We start from the raw sequence: 17993 nt of genomic DNA on the forward strand, positions 1-17993 counted from the left end.
TTCGTGTTGAATGGCAAGATTTAAATGGAAAGCACTAACAAACTTAAACGTGGATTGAGCACGCGCCACATCCGCTTTATGGCGCTGGGCTCTGCTATCGGCACCGGTCTTTTTTATGGCTCGGCAGATGCCATCAAAATGGCCGGTCCCAGCGTTCTGCTGGCGTACATTATCGGCGGCGTGGCGGCGTATATCATCATGCGCGCCCTCGGCGAAATGTCGGTTCACAACCCGTCCGCCAGCTCCTTCTCCCGCTACGCGCAGGAAAACCTCGGCCCGCTGGCCGGGTTTATCACCGGCTGGACCTACTGCTTTGAAATCCTGATTGTGGCGATTGCCGACGTGACGGCGTTTGGCATCTATATGGGCGTCTGGTTCCCGGCGGTGCCGCACTGGATTTGGGTGCTGAGCGTGGTGCTGATCATTTGCGCCGTCAACCTGATGAGCGTGAAGGTGTTCGGCGAGCTGGAGTTCTGGTTCTCCTTCTTCAAGGTCGCTACCATCATCATCATGATTGTGGCCGGTTTCGGCATCATTATCTGGGGAATCGGCAACGGCGGGCAGCCGACCGGTATTCACAACCTCTGGAGCAACGGCGGCTTCTTCAGCAACGGCTGGCTCGGAATGGTGATGTCGCTGCAGATGGTGATGTTTGCCTACGGCGGTATCGAGATTATCGGTATTACCGCCGGGGAAGCGAAAGATCCGGAGAAGTCCATTCCGCGCGCCATCAACTCGGTGCCGATGCGTATTCTGGTGTTCTACGTGGGTACGCTGTTCGTGATTATGTCCATCTACCCGTGGAATCAGGTAGGCACCAACGGTAGCCCGTTTGTTCTGACCTTCCAGCATATGGGGATTGCCTTTGCGGCCAGCATTCTGAACTTTGTGGTGCTCACCGCGTCGCTCTCCGCGATTAACAGTGACGTCTTTGGCGTGGGCCGTATGCTGCACGGCATGGCGGAGCAGGGCAGTGCGCCGAAGGTGTTCGCCAAAACCTCACGCCGCGGCACGCCGTGGGTGACCGTCGTGGTGATGACCGTGGCGCTGCTGTTCTCGGTTTACCTGAACTACATCATGCCGGAGAACGTCTTCCTGGTGATTGCGTCCCTGGCAACCTTCGCGACGGTGTGGGTGTGGATCATGATCCTGCTGTCGCAGATTGCCTTCCGCCGTCGCCTGTCACCGGATGAGGCGAAAGCGCTGAAGTTCAAAGTACCGGGCGGCGTTGCGACCACCGTCGTCGGGCTGATTTTCCTGGTGTTTATCATTGGCCTGATTGGCTACCATCCGGACACCCGCATTTCGCTCTACGTGGGCTGCGCGTGGATCGTGCTGCTGCTGGTGGGCTGGGTGTTTAAATGCCGCCGCGACCGTCAGTTGGCGGAAGCGCAGTAAGGTAAAAATGCCGGGTGGCGCTGCGCTTACCCGGCCTACACTCCCTTTTACCCCCAAAAAACTCCTCCCCCGTCCTCCTCCCCCAATAAATCCCATCATGGTGAGCTATCCTTAACCACCCTGTGGCAAGGTGACGTCAATTTCATCAAAGGGGATTCGTGATGTTAAACGCCTGGCACCTTCCGGTTGCCCCATTTGTTAAGCAAAACAGAGACAACCTTGTGATTACGCTCTGGCTGGCGGGGGAAAATCAGCCTGAACGCGTGACGCTCCGCGCCGAAATAGATAACGAAGAGACCGGGTTGAAAATGCACAAGCTGCGCAGCCAGCCGCAGCCGGGCATAACGGCGTGGCGAGCAAATATCGACCTGAGCAGCGGGCAGCCGCGTCGCCGCTACAGCTTCAAACTGCTGTGGAATAACCGCCAGCTGTGGTTTACCCCGCAGGGGTTTAGCCGTTTCCCGCCCGCACGGCTGGAGCAGTTCGCGGTCGATTACCCGGATAACGGCCCGCAGTGGGTTAACGATCAGGTGTTTTACCAGATTTTCCCGGACCGTTTTGCGCGCAGCGAAAAATGCACTGCCGACCAGGATAAGATCTATCACCACCATGCGGCGGGCCACGACATTATCCTGAAAGCGTGGGATGAGCCCTTAACCGCGCAGGCGGGCGGATCCACTTTTTACGGCGGCGATCTCGACGGCATCAGCGAAAAGCTGCCGTATCTGAAAAAGCTCGGCGTGACGGCGCTGTATCTCAACCCGGTGTTTAAAGCCCCGAGCGTGCACAAATACGATACCGAAGATTATCGCCACGTTGACGCGCAGTTTGGCGGTGACGAGGCGCTGCTGCGCCTGCGTAAGAACACTCAAAACGAAGGCATGCGCCTGATTCTGGACGGCGTGTTCAACCACAGCGGAGATTCGCACGCCTGGTTTGACCGTCATAACCAGTCGATGGGCGGGGCATGTCATAACCCGGAGTCGCCGCAGCGCGACTGGTACAGCTTTAACGAGGAGGGCCGCGCGCTGGACTGGCTGGGTTACGCCAGCCTGCCGAAGCTGGATTTCCAGTCGCCAACGCTCGTGAATGAAATCTACGGCGGTGAAGACAGCATCGTCCGTCACTGGCTGAAGGCGCCGTGGAATATGGACGGCTGGCGTCTGGACGTAGTGCATATGCTCGGCGAAGCGGGCGGGGCGCGGAATAACCTTCAGCACGTCGCCGGGATTACGCGCTCGGCAAAAGCGGCCCAGCCAGAGGCGTTCGTCTTTGGCGAGCACTTTGGCGACGCGCGCCAGTGGCTGCAGAACGATGCGGAAGATGCGGCGATGAACTATCGCGGCTTTACCTTCCCGCTGTGGGGATTCCTCGCTAACACCGACATCTCCTACGATCCGAATCATATCGACGCTGAAACCTGCATGGCGTGGATGGAGAACTATCGCGCCGGTCTGTCTCATCAGCAGCAGTTGCGGATGTTCAACCAGCTCGATAGCCACGATACCGCCCGCTTTAAATCCCTGCTCGGCAAGGATGTGGCGCGTCTGCCGCTGGCGGTGACCTGGCTCTTCACCTGGCCGGGCGTGCCGTGCATCTATTATGGAGACGAAGTGGGGCTGGACGGCAACAACGATCCGTTCTGCCGGAAAACCTTCCCGTGGGAGCCAGAGAAGCAGGACAAGGTGCTGTTCAGCCTGTATCAGCGGCTGGCGAAGCTGCGTAAGCAGAGTCTCGCCCTTCGCTACGGCGGCTGTCAGGTGGTGTATGCCCACGATAACGTGGTGGTGTTTGCTCGCGTCTACAATCAGCAGCGCGTGCTGGTGGCCATTAACCGGGGCGAAGCCTGCGAAGTGGTGCTGGATGATTCACCGCTGCTGAAGGTGGCGGCGTGGAAGAATAAAGAGGGCAAGGCAACGATACAGGACGGCGTGCTGGTGCTGCCTGCGGTATCCGCGACAATCTGGTTTGGCAGCTAAGACCTGCTAATGTTTCCACCTTTTAAGATGGCGCAAATGCAACTATTTGTGTCAATCTTAACGGATCGTTTACGGTGAAGGTGGAAACATGGACGAGCTTTACATCCTTGGCTGTTTGTTCCTGGTATTTGCGCTGGTGGTGGCACCCGTGCTTGCGGTTATCGGCTTTAACCGAAGTACGGCGGCTCGACAGGAGATCGCCCGGCTACGCCAGCGCATTGAGGCGCTTGAGCAGCGCGGCGCGAATGAGATAGCGCCAGAGCCGGTGCAGTCTGCCGCTCCGGCGGTCGTGACCGCGCCGGTGGTTGAAGATGCTCCCGCGTCTGTCGACCCCTGGCGTTCCGATACTCCCGCTGCCGTGGCAGAACCCGCTCCGGCCCCGACGCCTGCGGCAAAACAGCCTTCTGCCTTTGGCGGCATCCTGACGTCGCTGGTGCGCTGGTTTATGCAGGGTAACCCGCTGGCGAAGCTTGGGATCCTGCTGCTCTTCCTCGGTCTTTCATTCCTGCTGCGCTATACCGTGGAACATTCCCTGTTCCCGCTTGAGCTGCGCCTCGTGGCAACGGCGCTGTTTGCCATCGTCCTGCTGGCGGTCGGGTGGCGGCTGCGGCACAGGCAGCGTGTCTATGCGCTGATCCTCCAGGGCGGGGCGACCGGCGTGCTCTACCTGACGGTGTTTGGTGCCTTTCGGCTCTGGCAAATGCTGCCGATGACGCTGGCCTTTGCGCTTCTGGTGGTGATTTGCGCGGCGAGCGTCGGGCTGGCGGTGCTGCAGAAGGCGCTGAGCCTGGCCATGCTGGCGAGCCTCGGCGGGTATCTTGCGCCGCTGCTCTTATCTACCGGGGGCGGCAGCTTTGTGGCGCTGTTCTCTTTCTATCTCCTGCTTTCCATCGGCATTCTCGCTATCAGCATCTGGCAGCACTGGCGCGAGCTGAATCTGCTCGGGCTACTGTTTACGTTCGGCGTGGGCGGCCTGTGGGGGCTGAATGACTACCAGCCTGAAGACTATTGGGTCTGCCAGCTGTTCCTGATTGCCAATACGCTGATATTCGGCGTCCTGAGCGTGGTGCTGTCGCTGCGGGCGCAGGAGAAAGGGAAGCAAATTATTGACGGCGTGCTGCTGTTTGCTCCGCCGCTGATCGGTTTCGGGATGCAGTACGGCATGACCCGGCACTGGGAATATGGACCGGCCCTGAGCGCGCTGGGCTACGGTGCATTTTATCTTACCCTCGCGTTCCTTGCGCTGCGGCGCTATCCCTCTATCGGGCGACCTCTGGTCATGGCGGCGCTGGCAGTCGGCGGCGGATTTGCCACGCTCGCCATTCCGCTGGCGCTGTCGGCGCGCTGGACGGCGATGGCCTGGGCGCTGGAAGGGCTGGGTATCCTCTGGCTGGGCGTACAGCAGAACCAGCGTCGCATGAGCTATAGCGGGACGGCGCTGCTGGTGCTGGCGCTCGGCAGCGCGCTGTGGGCGCAGACGAACGGCGTTACGTCCCTGAGCCTGCTGCTGATCTTCACCATCCTCAGTCTTTGCTGGCTGGCTGCGGCCTGGCTGTGGCGGACTCTCTTTCTGCCGGTCAGCTGGGCGCTGCTGGCAGGCGGGCTGCTGTTCTGGCTCGTGGCGCTATTAGGTGCATCGCGGCTGGCACTGACGAAGGAATTACCGATTCTGGCGGGCGTGCTGGCGCTGACGGCGGCATCGGTCTGGGGCTGGCGGCAGGCGGCTGCTCGCCTGGCGTGGCGGGAGCTGGATGCCAGCAAATGGCTGCTGTGGCCGGTTATGCTGCTGATGGTGGGTTATCAGCTCTGGCACCAGCAGATCGTTGCCGCCGGCTGGTCAAATCTCGCCTGGTGCGTTGCGCTTCCTGCCGCGCTGATGCTGCTGCGGCGCGACGGTGAAAGACTCCTGCCGCGCATCGCGATGGGGCTGCATCTGTCGCTGTTCTGGATGATTTTGCTGGCGCTGGCCGCGGAGCTTTACTGGTTTGCCCGGTCGTTGCCGTGGGGCATGGCGGCCTGGGGCAGCGGATTAGCGATGGCCGCAGGCGGCGGGGTGATTATGGCGCTTTCTGCAGCCGTACGGCGTCGCGTGTGGCCGTTCCGGGAGTGGCCTGCACTCTACGCCTGCCTGGCGCCGATCCCCGCGGTCGTGGCGCTGCTGGTACTGCTGGTGGTGACCAATTTCCAGGACGGCGTGATCTATCGTCAGACCTGGCTGCCGCTGATAAACCCGCTTGAGGAAGGCGCGGCGTTCGCGCTGCTGGGGCTGGTCGTCTTTTATCGGGCGGTGGATCGCTACTACCCGGCGTGGCTCTCGCAGGCCCGCCCGTGGCCTGCCGTTGCGCTGATGGCGTTTGGCTTCTGGTGGCTGAACGGCGCGCTGATGCGCGCCCTGGCCTGGTACGGCGACGTGGCCTGGAATATGGCATCGCTGTGGGATTCGCGGCTTATCCAGACCAGTTTTGCCCTGTTCTGGATGCTGAGCGCGCTGGTGGTCATGATCCATGCCACCCGTCGGGCTTCCCGGCAGGAGTGGCTCTGCGGTGCCGCGCTGCTGGGCATGGTGATGGTTAAACTGATGCTGGTGGACAGCGCGGGCGGAGGCGGTTTGTCGCGCGCGGTGGCGTTTATCGGCGTGGCGATACTGGTTCTGATCGTGGGGTATTTCTCACCGCTACCGCCCAAAACAGGAGATGAAAAATGAAATGGATGAAAGCGGTAGCCTGTACCGCGCTGCTGGCGCTTTCCGGCCCGGCGTTCTGCGATGAGGGACAAACGGAATCGCCCCGGGACTATGCCTTTGGTCTTTCACTGGATACGTCTGTTCCCTCCCAGTGGTATCGGGTGCTGCTGCCGCTCGCCGTCTATGAGCAAAGTACGTCGCCGGATCTGCATGATGTCCGCGTCTTTAACCAGTCGGGCGAGCCGGTTCCCTTCAGCCTGGTCAGCGCGACGCGTCCGCAGACGCCAGCGCAATCCACTGCGCTGCGCCTCTTCCCGCTGGACGCCTCGCCGCTTGCGGCTTCGCAAGGATCCGGTGACAGCGATAAGATCCTGCTCCGTTCCGGAAACGGCGTTGAGATTGTGCTGGAGGGGCAAAAAGCCGCCGCAGCCGGGCAACATTATCTGCTGACCCTGCCGGAGCAGGCGACGGGGGAGCTCGCCATATCCCAGCTGCAGCTGCTCTGGAATACTCCGCAGACGCCGTGGCAGGGGACGGCGTCGGTCTATCACAGCGAGGATCTTAAGCGCTGGTATACCCTGCGTGAGGATATGCCATTGCTGGACGTCGTCAGCGGCCAGGACCGTCTTAAGCTCGATCGGATCGATACCGATACGGTTTTATCTCCCGATGCGAATCGCTATCTCATGGTGGTGCTGAATGCGCAGAGCCAGAGGATAACCTTGACCGGCGTAAACGCAATCAGCGCACCTGCCCAGGCATCCCCGGAAGCTATCGACCTTGAGGGGGAAGGGGAGCAGCTATCGACAAGCGAAGCGCAGTGGCACTGGGCGCGCCCGCAGCCGCTGAGTGCTGTCAGCATCTCACTGAATGGCGATGGCGTCCTTCCCGTTGAGATCGCGTGGCGGAGTACGGAAAAAGACGCATGGCATCCTCTGAAGAAAGAGGTCCTTTACCGTCTTGAGGGAAAAACGTCGCCACCGGTTTCGCTTAACGGGGGGCTGGTGCAGGCCGTGAAAATCACGACGCTGAATGCGCGTCTGCCAGAATACCTGCCGAGCGTCACGGGACATCGCGACCGCTATGACCTGGTGTTCAACGCGCAGGGGAAAGCGCCGTACGTGCTCGCCTGGGGCAACGGCGCCGCGAAGCCTGCCAGCGTGGAGCCCGGCATGCTGATCCCGGCCGACCTGCGCAAGACCTATGACATGGCGAACCTGCCGCAGGCCGACATTCTGGATGATGTCGCGTTAGGCGGCCAGGAGCGTCTGACCGCTACCTCTGCGGCCGAGCGGGAGAGCAGGATGAACACGCTTCTGGTATGGGGCGTGCTGATTGCGGGGGTGATTCTGCTGGCGGGCATGGCCTGGCGCATCTGGCGAGAGACGCAGCGTAAGGCATAAAAAAAGGCCCGCATAAGCGGGCCTTTTTCGTAAACCGTGCCGATTACAGGCTGGATACGTTCTCAGACAGGTATTTAGCCACGCCGTCTGGAGACGCGTTCATGCCTTCTTTACCTTTTTCCCACTGAGCCGGGCACACTTCGCCGTGTTCTTCGTGGAACTGCAGCGCGTCAACCATGCGCAGCATTTCGTCGATGTTACGACCCAGCGGCAGATCGTTCACAACCTGGTGACGAACGATGCCGTTAGCGTCGATCAGGAAGGAACCGCGCAGCGCAACGCCAGCGTCCGGATGTTCGATACCGTAAGCCTGCTGGATTTCGCGTTTGATGTCCGCAACCATTGCGTATTTCACCGCACCGATGCCGCCTTTGTCGACAGGGGTGTTACGCCATGCGTTGTGTACAAATTCAGAGTCGAAGGAGACGCCAACAACTTCCACGCCACGCTTCTGGAATTCTTCATAACGTTTGTCGAATGCGATCAGCTCAGACGGGCAAACGAAAGTGAAGTCCATTGGCCAGAAGAACAGAACGGTCGCTTTACCGTTGGTGTGCTGTTTGAAGTTGAAGTTTTCAACGATTTCACCGTTGCCCAGAACTGCTGCAGCTGTAAAATCCGGAGCCGGACGAGTTACCAGAACCATATGATTCTCCTGTAGATACTAAGGTTATTTGGAACGCAACGCGAGCCAGTATAGAGAGTGTTCATGGATAAGACAAAGAGGTGGTGACAATCGTTCCGCCAGCTTTTACCTATCAATGTGAATTCTGTCAGAGCTGTTTGTTTTTCGCCTGCGCCATCATGCGCGGGTAAAACTGCCAGAAACGCGCTTCCAGCGCATCGTAATGTTCATCCAGGTCATACCAGGAATCCCGCAGCGCATCCAGTCGCGGTCGGCGGCTCGCCATCCCGTTCAGCACGTTCTGAATGAAGTCCATCTCCCGATAGCGCTCCAGCCAGCGTTCCGACCATAAATAGTTATTCAGATTCACAAAGCGCGGCGGCGAGTCGGGCAGAATGATCGACACCTGCTGGTGGGCATAGCGCACAAACGCCGGCAAGGGCATCTCCGGCGACAGCTGTTCCCAGTGGCGCGACAGAAAGTGGTCCCACATCACGTCGAGCGTGATCGGCGCAACGCGGCGCGTTTCAGGGCGAAACCACGCTTTAGCTTCCGTCACTTCCGGCAGCTTATCCGTCAGCACGTCGATGCGGCGGTGCATAAAAATCCCGTCGACAACCTCAGGGGAATAGTCCTCAGCGGGGTTGCCGCGTACGAAATCGGCCAGCAAATTGCCGGACAGGGAGCTGTCAGCGAGGTGAGCGAGATGCAGGTGAGCGAGAAAATTCATGCGTTTTATTTGTCCGGGGGCGGCTAGTTGTTGCAGCAAAAGGGTGTGAGCACTAGACTATGCCGCCTGTTTTTAAGTCACGAGTATACGTCATGCGCGTCGCCGATTTCTCCTTTGAACTACCTGAATCCCTGATTGCTCACTATCCCATGCCTGAGCGCAGCAGCTGTCGCTTACTGTCACTGGATGGGCCAACGGGCGAGCTGACGCACGGTACTTTCACCGATTTGCTCGACAAGCTCAACCCTGGCGATCTGCTGGTCTTTAACAATACCCGCGTGATCCCGGCGCGCCTGTTTGGCCGTAAAGCCAGCGGCGGCAAGATTGAAGTGCTGGTCGAACGTATGCTCGATGATAAACGTATTCTGGCACATATTCGCGCGTCTAAGGCGCCGAAGCCGGGCGCTGAACTGCTGCTGGGTGATGACGAGAGCATCAAAGCGACCATGACCGCGCGCCACGATGCGCTGTTTGAGGTGGCGTTCGATGACGAACGCACGGTGCTCGATATCCTGAACGCCATCGGCCACATGCCGCTGCCGCCTTATATTGAGCGTCCGGACGAAGAGGCCGACCGCGAGCTGTACCAGACCGTCTACAGCCAGAAGCCTGGCGCCGTCGCTGCGCCGACCGCGGGCCTGCATTTTGATGAGCCGCTGCTGGAGAAACTGCGCGCGAAGGGCGTGGAGATGGCGTTCGTGACGCTGCATGTCGGCGCGGGAACCTTCCAGCCGGTGCGCGTGGACAGCATTGAAGATCACATCATGCACTCTGAGTATGCCGAAGTGCCTCAGGATGTGGTGGACGCGGTCCTGGCGGCGAAAGCGCGCGGCAGCCGCGTCGTGGCGGTCGGTACAACGTCCGTGCGCTCACTCGAGAGCGCCGCGCAGGCCGCAAAAAGCGATCTTATCGAGCCGTTCTTTGGCGATACGCAGATCTTTATCTACCCGGGCTATCAGTACAAAGTGATTGACGCGCTGGTGACCAACTTCCATCTGCCTGAATCAACGCTGATTATGCTGGTGTCGGCATTTGCCGGTTATCAGCATACGATGGCGGCCTACAAGTCTGCGGTAGAACAAAAATATCGCTTTTTTAGCTACGGGGACGCGATGTTTATCACGTACAATCCGCTGGCTTTGAATGAGCGTGTCGGGGAATAAGTCCGCGGCACCGTTTTACAACGTTGGACTGTTTTTCTGACGTCGGAGAAAAAATGAAATTTGAACTCGATACCACCGATGGCCGCGCGCGTCGCGGTCGCCTGGTGTTTGATCGCGGCGTGGTGGAAACCCCCGCGTTTATGCCTGTGGGCACGTACGGCACCGTAAAAGGGATGACGCCGGAAGAAGTAGAAGCCACTGGCGCACAGATTATCCTCGGCAACACCTTCCACCTGTGGCTGCGTCCGGGTCAGGAGATCATGAAGCTCCACGGCGACCTGCACGATTTCATGCAGTGGAAAGGACCAATCCTGACCGACTCCGGCGGCTTCCAGGTCTTCAGCCTGGGCGATATCCGCAAGATCACCGAGCAGGGCGTACACTTCCGTAACCCGATCAACGGCGATCCGATTTTCCTCGATCCCGAAAAATCGATGGAGATTCAGTACGATCTCGGCTCTGACATCGTGATGATCTTCGACGAATGTACGCCGTATCCTGCTGACTGGGACTACGCAAAACGCTCCATGGAGATGTCTCTGCGCTGGGCGAAGCGTAGCCGTGATCGTTTTGACTCCCTGCAGAACAAAAATGCGCTGTTCGGCATTATCCAGGGCAGCGTTTACGAAGATTTACGCGATATCTCTGTTAAAGGTCTGGTAGAGATAGGTTTTGATGGCTACGCTGTCGGCGGTTTGGCTGTGGGTGAGCCGAAGGAAGACATGCACCGCATTCTGGAGCATGTCTGCCCGCAAATCCCGGCGGATAAACCACGATACCTGATGGGCGTGGGTAAACCAGAAGATCTGGTTGAAGGCGTACGCCGCGGCATTGATATGTTCGACTGCGTCATGCCAACCCGCAACGCGCGTAACGGCCATTTGTTCGTTACCGATGGCGTGGTGAAAATCCGTAACGCGAAGCATAAGAGTGACACCAGCCCGCTCGATTCCGAGTGCGATTGCTATACCTGTCGCAATTATTCTCGCGCGTATCTGCATCATCTCGATCGTTGCAACGAGATTTTGGGCGCGCGTCTCAATACCATTCACAATCTTCGTTATTATCAGCGCTTAATGGCTGGTTTACGTAAGGCTATCGAAGAGGGTAAATTAGAGAGCTTCGTGACCGATTTCTACCAACGTCAGGGGCGGGATGTTCCACCGTTGAACGTTGATTAATTTTAATAATGAGGGAATTTGAATGAGCTTTTTTATTTCTGATGCGGTAGCGGCAACAGGTGCTCCAGCGCAGGGCAGCCCGATGTCTCTGATTCTGATGCTGGTTGTGTTCGGTCTGATCTTCTACTTCATGATCCTGCGTCCACAGCAGAAGCGCACCAAAGAGCATAAAAACCTGATGAACTCCATTGCGAAAGGCGATGAAGTACTGACTAACGGTGGTCTGGTGGGTCGCGTAACCAAAGTGGCTGAAAATGGCTACATTGCTATCGCCCTGAACGACACCACTGAAGTGGTCATCAAACGTGACTTCGTAGCTGCCGTTCTGCCGAAAGGCACCATGAAGGCGCTGTAATCCCAACTTTTCCCAAAGGGAACTGCCGTGTTAAACCGTTATCCTTTGTGGAAGTACATCATGCTGGTCGTCGTGATTCTCGTCGGCCTGCTGTACGCGCTTCCCAACCTGTATGGTGAGGATCCGGCTGTTCAAATCACTGGCGCGCGCGGTGTCGCCGCCAGTGAGCAAACGCTGATCCAGGTCCAGAAAACGTTACAAGAAGAAAAAATTACCGCTAAGTCTGTGGCTCTGGAAGAGGGTGCAATTCTTGCTCGCTTCGACACCACCGACACGCAGCTCCGCGCACGTGAAGCGCTGATGGGCGTGCTGGGTGATAAATACGTCGTGGCGCTTAACCTTGCCCCTGCAACCCCGCGTTGGCTGGCTGCGATGAATGCAGAGCCAATGAAACTCGGTCTTGACCTGCGTGGCGGCGTTCACTTCCTGATGGAAGTGGATATGGATACCGCGCTCGGCAAGCTGCAGGAACAGAATATTGACAGCCTGCGCAGCGATCTGCGTGATAAAGGCATCGCTTACACCACCGTGCGTAAAGAAGATAACTACGGCATGAGCATCACGTTCCGCGACAGCGCGGCGCGCGATCAGGCTGTAGATTACCTGACCCAACGTCACCGTGACCTGGTGATCTCCTCGCAGGGCAGCAACCAGCTGCGCGCGGTGATGACCGATGCGCGTCTGAAAGAAGCGCGTGAATATGCCGTTCAGCAGAACATCAACATTCTGCGTAACCGTGTAAACCAGCTGGGTGTGGCTGAGCCGCTGGTGCAGCGCCAGGGTGCTGACCGTATCGTGGTTGAACTGCCGGGTATCCAGGATACCGCGCGTGCGAAAGAGATTCTGGGGGCGACCGCCACGCTGGAATTCCGTCTGGTCAATTCCAATGTCGATCAGTCCGCTGCCGCAGCAGGCCGTATTCCGGGTGATTCCGAAGTGAAACAGACTCGCGAAGGTCAGCCTGTTGTGCTGTACAAACGCGTGATTCTGACCGGTGACCATATCACCGACTCCACCTCGAGCCAGGACGAATACAACCAGCCGCAGGTTAACATCTCGCTGGATAGCGCGGGTGGTAACATCATGTCTAACTTCACCAAGGACAACATCGGCAAACCGATGGCGACCCTGTTTGTGGAGTACAAAGACAGCGGTAAGAAAGATGCAAACGGTCGTGCGGTGCTGGTGAAAGAGGAAGAGGTGATTAACATCGCCAATATCCAGTCTCGTCTGGGTAACAGCTTCCGTATCACCGGTATCAACAACCCGAACGAAGCGCGTCAGCTCTCCCTGCTGCTGCGTGCCGGTGCGCTGATTGCGCCAATTCAGATTGTTGAAGAACGTACCATTGGTCCAACTCTGGGTATGCAAAACATTCAGCAGGGTCTGGAAGCGTGTCTGGCCGGTCTGGTGGTCTCTATCCTCTTCATGATCTTCTTCTATAAGAAGTTTGGTCTGATTGCGACCTCCGCGCTGATTGCCAACCTGGTGCTGATCATCGGCATTATGTCACTGCTGCCGGGGGCGACGCTGACCATGCCTGGGATTGCGGGTATCGTTCTTACTCTTGCGGTGGCGGTCGACGCCAACGTACTGATTAACGAACGTATCAAAGAAGAGTTGAGCAACGGCCGCTCTATTCAGCAGGCGATTGATGAAGGCTATAAAGGCGCGTTCAGCTCCATCTTCGATGCGAACGTAACAACACTGATTAAGGTTCTTATCCTGTATGCAGTGGGTACTGGCGCGATCAAAGGCTTTGCGATCACAACCGGTATCGGTGTCGCAACGTCAATGTTTACCGCTATTGTCGGCACCCGTGCCATCGTGAACCTGCTGTACGGCGGCAAGCGCGTCAAAAAGCTGTCTATCTGAGGAGTGCGTTGTGGCACAGGAATATACTGTTGAACAATTGAACCACGGTCGTAAAGTCTGGGACTTTATGCGCTGGGACTACTGGGCCTTCGGCATTTCAGGTTTCCTGCTGATTCTGTCCATCGGCATTATGAGCGTGAAAGGCTTTAACTGGGGTCTGGATTTCACCGGCGGTACGGTCATCGAGATCTCCCTGGAAAAACCGGTCGATATGGACCAGATGCGTCTGTCTCTGCAGAAAGCGGGCTTTGAAGAGCCGCTGCTGCAGAACTTCGGCAGCAGCCGCGACATCATGGTGCGTATGCCACCGGTGCACGATGCCAACGGCAGCCAGGAGCTGGGCAGCAAGGTTGTTAGCGTGATTAACGAAACAACCAGCCAGAACGCGGCGGTCAAGCGTATTGAGTTCGTCGGCCCAAGCGTGGGTGCTGACCTGGCGCAGACCGGCGCGATGGCGCTGCTGGTGGCGCTGATTTCCATCCTGGTGTACGTCGGTTTCCGCTTTGAGTGGCGACTGGCGGCCGGTGTGGTTATCGCTCTGGCGCACGACGTGGTGATCACCATGGGCATACTGTCGCTGTTCCACATTGAGATTGACCTGACGATTGTGGCATCCCTGATGTCCGTTATCGGTTACTCACTGAACGACAGTATCGTGGTATCTGACCGTATCCGTGAAAACTTCCGTAAGATCCGTCGCGGTACGCCGTACGAAATCTTTAACGTGTCGTTGACCCAGACGCTGCACCGTACCCTGATCACATCCGGTACCACCCTGATGGTGATCCTGATGCTGTTCCTCTTCGGTGGTCCGGTACTGGAAGGCTTCTCGCTGACCATGCTGATCGGTGTCACCATCGGTACGGCGTCGTCTATCTACGTCGCGTCCGCTCTGGCACTGAAACTCGGCATGAAGCGCGAGCACCTGCTCCAGCAGAAAGTCGAGAAAGAAGGGGCGGATCAGCCGTCCATTCTGCCGTAAGGCGACGTTTAGCGCGTTATCGAAATCCCGGTCGGTTGACCGGGATTTTTTTTATCTGCTCCTGACAAACACTCCTGACAGTATGCTGTCAGGAGCCCTGTCGTAGACTCCTTCTGAACCCAAACAACAGTCAGGAGGATGTATGAAAAGCGTCATTAACTGGTTTGAAATTCCGGTCGCGGATATGGATCGCGCCATCAAATTTTATGAGCCGGTGATGCAGCTCGCGCTGCGTCGCGAGAAAATGGACTGCGCGGAGCTGGCCGTTTTCCCGCATGAGGATCCGGGTACAGGAGGGGCGCTGGCAAAATTTGACGGCGTTACACCGTCTTTGCAGGGCGCTATTATTTACCTGCATACTGACAATCTGGCGGCCACGCTCGATCGCATCGCCTCCGCGGGCGGCGAGTGCGTGTTTGGCCCGCTGGAACTGCCGCATGGCATTGGCACTATCGCATTGTTTACCGACAGCGAGGGTAACCGCGTCGGCCTCCATCAACCTGCCTGAGAGCGGAATAAGATATGACCCGACGCGCTGACCGTTTGTTTCAGATTGTGCAGATCCTGCGGGGCAGGCGTCTGACAACGGCAGCGCATCTGGCGGACCGGCTTGGCGTGTCCGAGCGCACGGTCTACCGCGATATCCGCGACCTGTCGCTTTCCGGCGTGCCGGTGGAAGGTGAGGCGGGGAGCGGATATCGGCTGATGTCGGGATTTGACCTGCCGCCGCTGATGCTGACAAATAAGGAGTCAGAGGCGCTGATCGTCGCGATTCGCCTGCTCAAAACCTGGGGAGGGGAATCGCTGTCGCGCGAGCTGGAGTCGGCTCAGGAGAAGGTGCTGGCTATCCTGCCCGAGGAGAGTCGTCGAAAGGCGGAGCAGACGCGGATCTACGCCCCGGATTTTTGCATGCAAAGCCACTCCCGTAGCGATTTTGACATGATTCATCAGGCAATTTCCGCTCAGCGCGTGCTGGCGCTGCATTACCGCGACGAAGTTGGGCAACTCTCACAGCGTGAGGTTCAGCCGTTAGGATTGTTCTTCTGGGGTGAGCGCTGGCTGCTGGCGGCGTGGTGTGAGCGGCGCGGTGACTATCGCTGTTTCCGGCTCGACCGATGTCTCAATATTGTGCAGACGGAGAGGCGGTTTAGCGAGAGTGCGGACAGGTCTCTGGCCGATTTTTTGCGGAAGGTTAAGCAGTAAAAAGCCTGGCGGCGAGGTAAAAGCAAAACGGCAACGTATATTGCCGTTCTTAGTATTTGTTCCCTCTCCCTGTGGGAGAGGGTCAGGGTGAGGGCATCAGCCCGCCCAGTCCAGCGCTGATTAGAAGTTATAACCCACAACCAGGTAACCACCCCAGCCGGTAGAGCGAACGCTGAAGTCGCCGTTGCCGAAGTTCAGGCTCGCGTCGTCGTTCCACTGACCACCGTTGTGCCAGTAACGCGCAACAACAGAGTAGTGCCAGTGATCGTAGTTCAGAGCCAGGATGTGGCTGGAAGCGATGGAGTCGTTGGTGCGCGCTTTCTTACCGTTCAGGTCGCGGAAGTCGTTGTCGCCCAGATCTGAACCCCAGTCAAAGTTGGTGAAGCCGATATAGCTCAGGTTACCGCCCCACAGCTGGGTAATTGGCACAAAGTATTTCACTTTGAAACGGTAGCCATCCCACTCGTTTTCGTTCGCGGCGCCGTAGTTCTGCCACTGGTACTTAGCATACACGTTCAGAGACAGGCTCATTGGCAGGCCGGTATCGATGTCCGTACCCAGACCCATGTACCAGGTGCTCTGGCGACCAGACTTATTGCGGCCCATGTCGTAGATGTAGTTGTTCGCGAAGTACCACTCTTTGAACGGACCAAACGCCAGGCTGGTACCGGTCAGTTTATCAATAGAGAAGCGTGGTTCAATTTCCATGAACAGTGGGGAACCGTGGTTCCAGATACCTTTCGCGTCGGTGTTACCGCCGAAGAATACCGGTGCATCCATATAGCCGTAGAAATCAAACCAGTCTTTCTTGGCGAACGCTTCGTACTCCAGGTAGGTATCGTTGCGGATCTGTGGTCCGAAACGGGTGTGGTAGCTGCCCACGACGTTAACGCTCTGGTGCCACCAGTCGGAGAGATATTGTGGTTTATCGTTTTCCGCTGCGTTAACAGTGAAAGAGGAGGAAAGTGCCAGCACAGCGCCGGCTGCAAGTAATGTTTTTTTCATAATCATGCCACTGATTGAAATTCCCTTCCGGGAGTGAAAAATGCGCGAATTGCGTTTCTAAATATTTCGTGTTTCTGCGGTGCCTATTATAGGAATCCCTGCTCACAAAAATATGTGTTGTTTCACATATCTCTCACACGCGTAATCGATTGCGTTCACGTTTGCGTACTTTAAACGGCCGGGATTGTAGCGGCAATCATTTATGTTGCCAATCCATACGAAATGTAAATGTTAGCGGAGTGACATTGCACTCCGCTGAAGGAGGGGTTACTGCGCGGCGGGCTGGATATCGTGGATGCGGATAAAACCTAACTGATCTGGCGTGAGTCCACTCAGCTGAAGCGGGATATCAACATCGCTGGGCGCCAGTATACTCGCGGGAGCAGTGAACAACTGGTTCTTCACATTCACTTCCTGATAGCTCTCGGTTGTGCCCTGGATCTGGCCCCACTCGACGGTGCCACTGAAGGCCGGAAGTGGATCGTTGGATTCTCCCTGGATGCGTAATGTTGCGCGAGTACCATCTGCATTCGCCGCAACGTTCACCAGTGACATTTTAAGCGTGCCAATCTGGCTGTTGAGCCGCGCAGGCGTATTGGCACCAGGCAGCAGATACACCCCGCTGCTGGATTTTGCGTTCAGCGCGTTTTGTTGGGTGATCTTCACCGTTTCTTTATTCAGTTTGTCCATCGCCGTATTGAGCGTGTTGACGCTTTGTTTCATCTGGCGAACTTCGGTTTGCTGTGCACAGGCGCTAAGGGTGAAGAGGCTCCCCACCAGCAAAATCTTCAGGTAACGTCTTGTCATTGCGTTTATTTCCTTGGAATAACGGATCGCCTTAATGGTAGCCAGCCTCAACGTGTCAGACATAGATCCTTTGTCTCAAAAAGCTCTTCCTTTGTTGTCAGGCCAGATCAGGGTAAAATGAAAATTAGTTAACCACATAACAGGGATACCGTATGCATTGCCCATTCTGCTCCGCTGTGGATACCAAAGTCATCGACTCTCGTCTTGTGGGCGAAGGGTCATCCGTACGCCGTCGTCGGCAGTGTCTGGTGTGTAACGAGCGTTTCACGACCTTTGAGGTTGCAGAGCTGGTAATGCCGCGCGTGGTAAAAAGCAACGACGTGCGTGAGCCGTTTAACGAAGAGAAACTGCGCAGCGGGATGCTGAAGGCCCTGGAAAAACGCCCTGTCAGCGCGGATGACGTTGAGATGGCGTTAAACCACATAAAATCTTACCTTCGTGGTTTGGGTGAGCGCGAAGTGCCGAGCAAAATGATCGGCAACCTTGTGATGGAGCAGCTGAAAAAGCTCGATAAGGTCGCCTATATCCGCTTCGCCTCGGTCTACCGCAGCTTCGAAGACATCAAAGAGTTTGGCGAAGAGATCGCCCGCTTACAGGATTAAGC

The 17993-nt window shown here is 57.3% G+C and carries 16 protein-coding genes; 12 read left to right on the plus strand and 4 right to left on the minus strand.

The features are described 5' to 3' along the window. Positions 1-24: 24 nt before the first annotated feature. From proY to ADJ24_RS12810, 4 genes are all read left to right on the plus strand, one after another. Complete coding sequence (gene proY, locus ADJ24_RS12795) at positions 25-1398, plus strand: proline-specific permease ProY (RefSeq protein ID WP_008503261.1); 1374 nt, start codon at positions 25-27, stop codon at positions 1396-1398. A 161-nt stretch (positions 1399-1559) separates the two neighbouring features. Then, complete coding sequence (malZ, locus tag ADJ24_RS12800) at positions 1560-3377, plus strand: maltodextrin glucosidase (RefSeq protein WP_023310546.1); 1818 nt, start codon at positions 1560-1562, stop codon at positions 3375-3377. An 88-nt stretch (positions 3378-3465) separates the two neighbouring features. Then, a complete protein-coding gene (locus tag ADJ24_RS12805) occupies positions 3466-6081 on the plus strand; it encodes a DUF2339 domain-containing protein (RefSeq protein WP_023310547.1) in 2616 nt (871 codons plus the stop codon). Then, complete coding sequence (locus ADJ24_RS12810; protein ID WP_023310548.1) at positions 6078-7463, plus strand: DUF3999 domain-containing protein; 1386 nt, start codon at positions 6078-6080, stop codon at positions 7461-7463. The genes ADJ24_RS12805 and ADJ24_RS12810 overlap by 4 nt, the downstream gene beginning before the upstream one ends. Positions 7464-7506: 43 nt before the next feature. Here the strand turns inward: ADJ24_RS12810 and ADJ24_RS12815 are convergent, their stop codons facing one another. Further along, positions 7507-8109, minus strand: a complete 603-nt coding sequence (locus ADJ24_RS12815) for a peroxiredoxin (protein ID WP_014168840.1) — start codon at positions 8107-8109, stop codon at positions 7507-7509. A gap of 127 nt (positions 8110-8236) precedes the next feature. Next, a complete protein-coding gene (gene acpH / locus ADJ24_RS12820) occupies positions 8237-8818 on the minus strand; it encodes an ACP phosphodiesterase (protein WP_023310549.1) in 582 nt (193 codons plus the stop codon). Between the two features lie 92 nt (positions 8819-8910). Between acpH and queA the strand changes: the two genes are divergently transcribed. The 7 genes from queA to ADJ24_RS12855 all read left to right on the plus strand — a co-directional run bounded on the left by queA (position 8911) and on the right by ADJ24_RS12855 (position 15577). Beyond that, positions 8911-9981: a tRNA preQ1(34) S-adenosylmethionine ribosyltransferase-isomerase QueA gene (queA, locus tag ADJ24_RS12825; RefSeq protein ID WP_023310550.1), complete on the plus strand. Its 1071-nt coding sequence runs from the start codon at positions 8911-8913 to the stop codon at positions 9979-9981. A 53-nt stretch (positions 9982-10034) separates the two neighbouring features. After that, complete coding sequence (tgt, locus tag ADJ24_RS12830; RefSeq protein ID WP_003859110.1) at positions 10035-11162, plus strand: tRNA guanosine(34) transglycosylase Tgt; 1128 nt, start codon at positions 10035-10037, stop codon at positions 11160-11162. Positions 11163-11184: 22 nt separating this feature from the next. Beyond that, positions 11185-11517: a preprotein translocase subunit YajC gene (gene yajC, locus ADJ24_RS12835; RefSeq protein ID WP_003859109.1), complete on the plus strand. Its 333-nt coding sequence runs from the start codon at positions 11185-11187 to the stop codon at positions 11515-11517. Positions 11518-11544: 27 nt separating this feature from the next. Continuing rightward, the gene (secD, locus tag ADJ24_RS12840; protein WP_071786499.1) at positions 11545-13392 is read left to right on the plus strand and encodes a protein translocase subunit SecD; all 1848 of its coding nucleotides are present in this window, start codon (positions 11545-11547) and stop codon (positions 13390-13392) included. 10 nt (positions 13393-13402) lie between these two features. Then, positions 13403-14374: a protein translocase subunit SecF gene (gene secF, locus ADJ24_RS12845; RefSeq protein ID WP_023310552.1), complete on the plus strand. Its 972-nt coding sequence runs from the start codon at positions 13403-13405 to the stop codon at positions 14372-14374. 142 nt (positions 14375-14516) lie between these two features. Beyond that, entirely contained in the window at positions 14517-14882 is a 366-nt protein-coding gene (locus tag ADJ24_RS12850) for a VOC family protein (RefSeq protein ID WP_023310553.1), read from the plus strand. 14 nt (positions 14883-14896) lie between these two features. Next, on the plus strand, positions 14897-15577 hold the full coding sequence (locus ADJ24_RS12855) for a helix-turn-helix transcriptional regulator (RefSeq protein WP_023310554.1): 681 nt from the start codon (positions 14897-14899) through the stop codon (positions 15575-15577). Between the two features lie 120 nt (positions 15578-15697). On the opposite strand, the gene ADJ24_RS12860 is transcribed toward ADJ24_RS12855, so the two are convergent. Both ADJ24_RS12860 and ADJ24_RS12865 read right to left on the minus strand, forming a co-directional pair. Further along, positions 15698-16582, minus strand: a complete 885-nt coding sequence (locus tag ADJ24_RS12860) for a nucleoside-specific channel-forming protein Tsx (RefSeq protein ID WP_025756198.1) — start codon at positions 16580-16582, stop codon at positions 15698-15700. 267 nt (positions 16583-16849) lie between these two features. Continuing rightward, a complete protein-coding gene (locus tag ADJ24_RS12865) occupies positions 16850-17389 on the minus strand; it encodes a DUF3251 domain-containing protein (protein WP_023310555.1) in 540 nt (179 codons plus the stop codon). Positions 17390-17541: 152 nt separating this feature from the next. On the opposite strand from ADJ24_RS12865, the gene nrdR reads away from it, so the two are divergent. Continuing rightward, positions 17542-17991: a transcriptional regulator NrdR gene (nrdR, locus tag ADJ24_RS12870; RefSeq protein ID WP_008503337.1), complete on the plus strand. Its 450-nt coding sequence runs from the start codon at positions 17542-17544 to the stop codon at positions 17989-17991. Positions 17992-17993 lie beyond the last annotated feature (2 nt).

It is taken from the genome of Enterobacter sp. 940_PEND (assembly GCF_001059415.1).
Taxonomy (GTDB): domain Bacteria; phylum Pseudomonadota; class Gammaproteobacteria; order Enterobacterales; family Enterobacteriaceae; genus Enterobacter; species Enterobacter cloacae_M.